Raw genomic sequence first — 8073 nt, forward strand, 5'->3', positions numbered from 1 at the left:
TCTGTTCCGCCGGGCCGTCTCCCCGCGGGCTCCACCGCCCCGAACCGGGACCCTGCGGCCAGGCGGCCGCCGGTCCCGCCGGGGCGGAGCCCGTGCAGCACCACTGACCTGGAACACCGACCTTTTGGGTGAATGATGAAGCTCACGCTCAGGAAGCTCCTGGTCGCCGTGGCGGCCGCCGCCGCCCTTCCCGCGGCGGCATGGGCCCAGACGACGCCCCCCGACTCGGTGGTGGCGGTGACCCGCAGCGGGCAGACGTTCCTGCGGGTGAACGTGGACGGGAAGGTGGGGATCGGCACCAGCACGCCCGACCGGCGGCTGACGGTGAACGGGACCATCGGGGCCACGGACACCATCGCCACCGGCGTGGGGATCCGGTTCCCGGACGGGACGCTGCAGACCAGCGCGGCGGCCAACGTCAACGGGATCGGCACCAGCAGCAACACGCCCAACACGCTGGTGAAGCGCGACAGCCTGGGCGGGTTCGCCGCGGGCAGGGTCACGCTGGACAGCCTGCTGGTGCTGGGCGTGTCGCGGCTGGGCACGACCCGGGTGACGGGCGTGGTGAGCGCCACGGACACCGTCGCCTCGGGCGTGGGCTTCAAGTTCCCCGACGGGACCGTGCAGACCACCGCGGCGACCAGCGCGAGCGCCGCCAGCGGCACCAGCGCCAGCACGCCGAACACGCTGGTGAGCCGTGACGCGAACGCGAGCTTCGCGGCCGGCAAGATCACCCTCGACAGCCTGGCGGTCGGCGGACGGAGCGCCCTGGGCGCGACGAGCGTGACGGGCCAGCTGAGCGTGACGGACACGGTTACCACCGGCGCGGGCTTCCGCTTCCCCGACGGCAGCGTGCAGACGACGGCGGCCGTGAGCGCGAGCGGCACCAGCGCCAACACGCCGAACACGCTGGTGCAGCGGGACGCGAACGGCAGCTTCGCGGCGGGCAAGATCACCCTCGACAGCCTGGCGGTCGGTGGGCGGAGCGCCTTGAGTGCGACGAGCGTGACGGGGAAGCTGAGCGTGACGGATACGGTCACCGTCGGCGTGGGCGTGCGCTACCCCGACGGCAGCGTGCAGACGACGGCGGCGACGACCGCCAGCGGCACCAGCGCGAACACGCCCAACACCCTGGTGCAGCGCGACGCCAGCGGGAGCTTCGCCGCGGGCCAGGCCACGCTGGACTCGCTGGTGGTGGCGCGGCGCGCGACCCTGGGGGCGGGGACGGTGGTGACGGGCGCGTCGGGCTCGCTCGCCTCGGAAGCCGACTCGATGCTGGCCGTGCGCTACGACAACCAGCGGCTCTTCCGGGTGAACCGCAACGGCAGCGCGCTCTTCGCCGGCGAGTACAATTCCGGCGCTACCAACGGCGCTCCCGCGGACGGCGCCGGGACGCGGATGTTCTGGTATCCCGGCAAGGCCGCCTTCCGTGCGGGCGCCGTCAGCGGCACCCAGTGGGACGACGCCAACATCGGCCTCTACTCCACCGCGCTCGGCGAAGACGTCCGCGCGCTGGGCGACAACGCGATCGCCGTGGGCAAGCGCGCCGTGGCGGCGAACACCGGGACGGTCGCGATGGGCGAGGACGTCACGGCCACGGGGGCCAACTCCGTGGTGCTGGGCTACAGGGCCAGCAGCAGCACGGGGGCCGGCGCCCCGCGCCTCGGCACCTTCGTCTTCGGCGACCGGTCCTCGAGCACGACGGGCGACACCATCCACGCCGAGGTGACCAACTCGGCCACCTGGCGGGTGGTGAACGGGTTCCGCATCTACACCAGCACCAACCTCTCGACCGGCGTCATCGTGCTGCCGGGCATGAACGGCTCGTTCAATTGGTCGGGCTGCAGCCACACCAGCGCCGCGATCAGCACGAGCTCCTGCGGGTGGCTGTCCAGCGGCGGCGTCTGGACCAACTCGTCGGACGTGAACCGGAAGCACCTCTTCGAGGACGTGGCGGGCGAGGACGTGCTGGCCCGGCTGCGTACGATCCCGATCCGGAGCTGGAGCTACCGCACCGAGCCCGACGCGGTGCGCCACCTGGGCCCGACCGCGCAGGACTTCCGCGCGGCGTTCGGCCTGGGCACCGACGAGCGCTCGATCGCCACGGTCGACGCCGACGGCGTGGCGCTGGCGGCCGCGCAGGCGCTGGAGAAGCGCACGGCTGCGCAGCAGGCGCGCATCGAGACGCTGGAGCGGGAGAACGCGGAACTCCGGGCGAGGTTGGCGCGCATCGAGGCGCTGCTCACGGGCGCCGCCCCGCGGAACTGATTCGGAAAATTCTGGAAAGTCTCACGCAGAGACGCAGAGACGCGGGAGAAACTGCAAAAACTCTCCGCGGCTCCGCGTCTCTGCGTGATTTCAATCTGTTCTGTTCGGAACCACGAGAACGGGTCCGGCTCCATCCAGGGAGCCGGACCCGTTCGCCTTCATCCACCGTCCACCGTCTACCGCGAGTACGTGGCCAGCAGGTTGCCCAGGTTCTGCTGCACGCCGCGCGAGCCGGAGGTGTTGCGGCCGTTGTAGATGAAGGAGAAGGCCACCAGCTCGCCGCCCGCCGTGCGCACGAAGCCCGAGAGCGAGCGCACGCCGCGGATGTAGCCCGTCTTGGCGTGCAGCTTCCCCGCCGCGGGCATGCCGACGAACATCCGCGCCATGGTGCCGTCGCGGTCGCCCGCCACCGCCAGCGACTCGTGGAACACCCCGGACCACGGCCGCTGGTGCGCGTAGAAGAGCGCGCCGATCATGGCGTGCGCGCTGGTGCGGTTCTGCGCCGAGAGCCCCGAGCCGTCGGCCTGCCAGAGCTGCCCCCACTCCACCCCCGCCTTCTCGTGGAAGAAGTTGGCCGAGGCCGGGCCGCCGCGCGCGTAGCTCCCCTGACCCGTGCTCTTCGCCACGGCCGCCTTCCAGAAGTGCTCGGCGAAGAAGTTGTCGGAGTGGCGGTTGAGCTGGGGCACCATCTCGGCCAGGGTGATCGAGTAGTGCCGGTGCACCAGCTTCGCCCCCGCGGGCGTCTTCCCCTCGCGCACGGGCTGGCGCACCTCGATCCCCTCCTCGCGCAGCGCCTGCCGGAGCGCCGCCGGGGCCAGGAGCGCCGGCTCGGCCACGCCCACCTCGTAGCGGCTCCCCTTGCGCAGGTCCAGCCCGCGCACGATCACCGTGTCGCTCTCGGGCTTGCGGGTGGCGTACGCACGGCCGCCCTTCGACTGCCACATCACCGGGATCTCGGGGACCAGGGGGCGCGTCTCCACTCCCGAGCGGTCGGGCTTGAACGACACCCACAGCATGTTGCGCTGGAAGGGGAGCCCGCTGGAGGTGGGGGCGTAGCGCGAGACCCCGTTGCCGGTGTCCTTGGGCCACTCGGGCCCGAAGTTCTGGTCGCCGCCGATCGTGGCGTCGCCCACCACGCCGCCCTCCACCACGCGCACCCCCTTCGCCTTGAGCGCGCGGGCCATGGCGCGCAGCGGCTTCATGGGGTCCTGGTCGTACTCGGCGTAGCCGAACGCCGGGTCGCCCGAGCCACGCAGCACCACGTCGCCGCGCAGCACGCCGCCCTGGACGGGGCCGGTCACCAGCAGGTCGGTGGGGAAGCGGTAGTCGGGGCCCAGCACGTCCAGCGCCCAGATCGAGCTGTAGACCTTGTTGTTCGACGCCGGGATCTTCGCCTGGTCGGCGTTGATGGCGAAGAGCGTCTGCCGCCGGTCGACCGACCACGCCATCACGGTCCACTCCGCGGCGGCGCCGCCCACGATGGCCTCGGCCTGCCCCTGCAGCGGCCCCCCGGGCCTCCCCGCGTCGGCCGGGACGGTGAGGATGGCGGGCGCGGCGGACGCCGGGCGGCGGGCGGCATCGGGACTGGCGCCGCGGTAGGCGGCCAGCCCGCCGCCCGCGGCCACGGCCGCCAGCGCGGCGGTGGCGATGAAGATCCTGCTCTGCTTCACGGCTTCAGACTCCTGCCCGCGCCGGGGCGGCTTCCGCGCGCGCCGGCGCCTCCACGGGGGTGGTGAGCGTCACGTCGGGGGCCGGGCGCGGCGGCGCGTTGGCCCCCTGGAGCTCCTCGAGGATGAGCTGCTGCAGCCGGAACGAGGAGCGGGTGTTCTCCTCCACGTCGATCAGCAGCTCGAAGATGCCGGCCACCCCGAAGAGCGCCACCGTGACCACCACGGCGCCCAGCAGGATGATGGTGCTCTGCGAGGCGGTCGCCCGGTCTTCGCCCAGGGCGGAGAAGAAGAGCAGCCCGCCGATCAGGAGGACGATCACCCCCAGGAAGCGCATGACGCCCAGCAGCACGCGCAGGCTCCCGTAGCGCTCGTCGACGCCGGCGAGGCGCCGCGGCGCCCGGCGCTCCTTGAGCAGGGAGCCGCACTTCGGGCACCGGTCGGCCGTGGGGTCGTCCACGCTGGTGCCGCACTGGGTGCACTGGACGGGGGTGCTGAACAGGTGAAGGGACATCGTGGTCGCCGGCTTCGGGGTCCGTCTCTCTGGGTGATCCGCAGCCCCGGGACGGGAGCAACGCCCGTGCCACGGAACAACTTACGCCGGATGCGCCCCTGGATCGTTACATTCCCAGGCGCATCATCTCCGTCCAACCCCGCGCCTCGCCGCCGGGGGTGTCCCCGGCGGGGGACGGCCGCTCCCGCGTCAGAGCTTGGAGTACCGGAGCGGCGGCGAGCCGGAGCGCACGGGGACGCCCAGCAGGAAGTGCAGCTCGCGCCTGAGCCGCCGCGCCCAGGCCCGCTCGTTGTGCGCGCCGCCCATCTCCACCACGAACATCAGGTCGCGCCCCAGGCGGTAGCCCTTCTCCTCCAGCATCCCCTTCAGCCGCCGCACGTCGTGCAGGAGCTCGTGCCCCTCGCCGGTGCCGGCGTCCAGGTAGAGCCGCCCGGGGACGAACGGCCGCTCCCGCACGTACGGGAACACCGCGCCCCCGGCGAACCAGAGCGCGGGGCTCATCACCCCCGCGAAGCCGAACACCCCGGGGTGGCGGAAGAAGGCGTACAGGGATATGAGCCCGCCCATGGACGACCCCGCGACCCCGGTGCTCTCCCGCTCGGGGCGCGTGCGGAAGTCGCGGTCGACGATCGGCTTGAGGGTGTGGACGATGAAGTCCAGGTAGGCGTCGCCCCGGCCGCCCTGCCGGTGCCGGCGGTCGTGCCAGGGGCTGTACTCGTTCAGCCGCTCCTTCCCCTGGTTGGGGATGCCCACCACGATGGCCTCGAGCCCGTCGCTGCTGGCCTCCTCCAGCGTCTGGTCCACCTCCCACTCCTCGCCGAAGCTCATCTCCCGGTCGAAGAGGTTCTGCCCGTCGTGCATGTAGAGCACCGGGTAGCGCCGCCTGCCGCGGTGGTACGAGGGGGGGAGGTACACCAGGATGTCGCGCTCGTTGCCGAGCTGGGGGCTGTGCAGCTTCTCCAGCACCTTGATGGTGCCGACCGCCGTGCTCTCCGCCTCGTCCTGGGGGACGTAGTCGCGCCACTCCGCGGGCGGCGGGGCCGCTTCGGCCGCCGCCGGCCCGTCCTGCTTCGCCGTCTCTTCGAACGCCATCTATCCGCCGTGTCCCGCGCTTGCGAAAGGTCGATGCCGGGGCGGGAGCGGCCCCGGCGGGCGGCGAGTTCCCCCTTCAGGAACCGTTCCCGCCCGCCGGGAAGCCGGGCCGCGTCGGGCGGTGTGTGCCGCGCCGCCCTAGCGCCAGACGGCGGGGAGCGCGGCCTCCAGCCGCGCCTGCAGCTCCGCCTCCAGCTCGGGGAAGAAGTCGATCCCGGTGCGCGCCTCGATCCAGTCCACGGGGACCACGAAGTCCTGGAAGAGCCAGGGCTTGGGGTAGCCCCGGTTGGCCAGCACGAACGCGATCACGTCCCACCCGCCCCGGCCGTCGGGCGCGGCGACGATCTTGTAGAAGTGGGTGGGCACGGCCACCCGGCGCCGGCCGATCACCTGGTAGTCCACCACGCCGTCGGCCGTGGCCGGGTCGTCTTCCAGCGGGTCGTAGAAGAAGCCGCCGGTGACCACGAAGCCCGAGCCGCGGCGGACCAGCCACTGGCGCACGGTGTCTTCCAGCACCCGCCAGACCTTGCGGTTCAGGTCCGGCGCCTGGGGGGCCATGTTCGAGAGGAAGAACGTCTCGGCCTTGAGCCGCGGGTCGGAGTTCTGGTCTCCGGCGGGGGCCATGTGCCCGCGGTCGAACCCGGTCTTCTCGTAGTCGGCGCGCTCGGCGCGCAGCCCGGGCGGGAGCGCCGTGTCGGGCGGGAAGTTGGCGCTGCCCTCGTCGCGGGTGACCTCGCCCACCAGCTGCTCGCTCGCGATCCCCTCGCACACCCACAGCGCGATCTTGTCCTGCGAGCTGTGCTCCAGCGCGTACCCCTGCCGCGCCACGACGCGGGTGAAGCCGAACCCGGCGGCGGAGTCCAGCCGGGGCGCGCCCGCCGGGCAGTTCTTCGCCACCCGCTCCCGCTGCAGGGAGTCGAGCGGGATCGGCTGCGGGGCGAGCGCCGTGACCGGCACCGCCGCGCCGGCGCCGAAGAGCGGGGCGCGCGTGGCCGGCCGCACCTGGGCCGCCGCGGGGACGGCGAGCGCGAGCAGCAGCCCGGCGAGGCCGGAGCGGGGGAGGAGGCGCGTGGGCCGCATCGGAGGGCGGGGTGCGACCTCGGGGAGACGAGGCGGTGGGACGGACGGGCCGGGAGGCCCGGGAGGGCGGGGAACCGGGTCGGCCCCCGCGCGAAGACTAACGCCGCGCTCCGCCGGGGACAAGGTTTTCCACGGCCTCCGTCTCCCCCGGCTCGTACTCTTTCGCGGACCCGCCCCGGCACCGGGGCCGCTTCTCGGCGTGATGCGTTTCGTAGGGGCGAGCATGCGAGTCCGAGCACAGGCGGCATCGGCTCGGGAGGCGGCCTCCCGCACACGGGCCGAGGTCCGCCGGGCGAGGCATGCCTCGCCCTACGAATTACCGGATCGGAACCGCGAGAGCTTCAGCACCAGGGCGCGAAGGCGCGGGTGAGGTCGGCCGGGCGGCGGAACACCCAGTCGGGGGCGTGGGCGCGCACGCTCTCCAGGAAGCGCTCGGCCTCGCCGGGGGCGGTCTTGGGCCAGAGGACGGCGGCCACGCGCGCGCCGGCGTTGCGCCCCGCGTGCAGGTCGCCCGCCGAGTCGCCCACGTACACCGCGTCGGCGGGGGCCACGCCCAGTGCGCCGAGGGCGGCCAGGAGCCCCTCGGGGTCGGGCTTGGCGGCGCCGACGTCGTCGTCGGTGACCACCACGTCGAAGGGGCCCAGCGCCAGCTCGCGCTCGGTGACCTCCCAGGCGCCGCGCCCCTTGCCGGTGACGATCCCCAGGGGGTAGCCCGCCCCGCGGAGCGCCGCCAGCATTTCGCGCACGCCGTCGTAGACGCCCTCGGCGAGCGAGCCGTGCAGCTCCTCGTAGTGGCGCACCAGGTCGGCGTGGCAGGCCGCGCCCGCCTCCTCGCCCAGCCACGCCAGCAGGAACTTGCGCTCGGCCGAGGGCGGGTGCGCGCGGAAGTCGTCGGGCGTGGGCCGCCGCCCCAGGTACGGCTCCAGCGCCCGGTTGTAGGCCTCCCAGTAGAGACGCCAGGTGTCGATCAGCGTCCCGTCCAGGTCGAACAGGATGGCTTTCGGAGGTCGCATGGCGCGGAAGTTATCGAATGCGCCATGCCGGGCGACAGGTGGGGCCCACGGGGAGTGAACGGAGTCCGCGGAGAATCCTCCCGACTTCCTGGAGTTCCAGAATTTCAGAATTGATGATGGAACCTCGGAGATGTCATTCTGAGGGAGCGCTTGCACCTACCCGGCCTCCGCGACGAAGCCCGGGCGCGACCGAAGAATCTACTCCGCACGTCTGGTGGCCGGGGATCGTGCGCAGAAGCCGGCCTCGCACGGGGGTGAGTAGATCCTTCGGTCGCCGCCAAGCGTCTGCGCGGGGGATGGTTCGGCGCAGCGGCTCCCTGAATAGAAACTACCTGGCTCGTGCGCTGTGACGGGCTTCGGTGCTCGCCGCGGGTAGCCCCCCTCCCCGGCCCTCCCCCCGCTGCGCGGTGGGAGGGAGAACTACAACCCCGTTTCATCC

General features: G+C 72.9%; 6 protein-coding genes. 1 reads left to right on the top strand and 5 read right to left on the bottom strand.

Annotated features, from left to right (window positions below):
• Nucleotides 1–132: 132 nt before the first annotated feature.
• Nucleotides 133–2268: a tail fiber domain-containing protein gene (locus VF746_11375; GenBank protein ID HEX8693014.1), complete on the top strand. Its 2136-nt coding sequence runs from the start codon at nucleotides 133–135 to the stop codon at nucleotides 2266–2268.
• Nucleotides 2269–2444: 176 nt separating this feature from the next.
• Here the strand turns inward: VF746_11375 and dacB are convergent, their stop codons facing one another.
• The 5 genes from dacB to VF746_11400 all read right to left on the bottom strand — a co-directional run bounded on the left by dacB (nucleotide 2445) and on the right by VF746_11400 (nucleotide 7634).
• Complete coding sequence (gene dacB, locus VF746_11380; GenBank protein HEX8693015.1) at nucleotides 2445–3938, bottom strand: D-alanyl-D-alanine carboxypeptidase/D-alanyl-D-alanine-endopeptidase; 1494 nt, start codon at nucleotides 3936–3938, stop codon at nucleotides 2445–2447.
• 4 nt (nucleotides 3939–3942) lie between these two features.
• On the bottom strand, nucleotides 3943–4449 hold the full coding sequence (locus VF746_11385) for a hypothetical protein (GenBank protein ID HEX8693016.1): 507 nt from the start codon (nucleotides 4447–4449) through the stop codon (nucleotides 3943–3945).
• Between the two features lie 189 nt (nucleotides 4450–4638).
• A complete protein-coding gene (locus VF746_11390) occupies nucleotides 4639–5541 on the bottom strand; it encodes an alpha/beta hydrolase-fold protein (GenBank protein HEX8693017.1) in 903 nt (300 codons plus the stop codon).
• Between the two features lie 138 nt (nucleotides 5542–5679).
• Nucleotides 5680–6621 carry a DNA/RNA non-specific endonuclease gene (locus VF746_11395; protein ID HEX8693018.1) on the bottom strand — a complete coding sequence of 314 codons (942 nt, stop codon included), beginning with the start codon at nucleotides 6619–6621 and terminating at the stop codon, nucleotides 5680–5682.
• 341 nt (nucleotides 6622–6962) lie between these two features.
• Nucleotides 6963–7634 carry an HAD family hydrolase gene (locus VF746_11400; GenBank protein ID HEX8693019.1) on the bottom strand — a complete coding sequence of 224 codons (672 nt, stop codon included), beginning with the start codon at nucleotides 7632–7634 and terminating at the stop codon, nucleotides 6963–6965.
• Nucleotides 7635–8073: the final 439 nt, after the last annotated feature.

It is taken from the genome of Longimicrobium sp. (assembly GCA_036389795.1).
Lineage (GTDB): Bacteria > Gemmatimonadota > Gemmatimonadetes > Longimicrobiales > Longimicrobiaceae > Longimicrobium.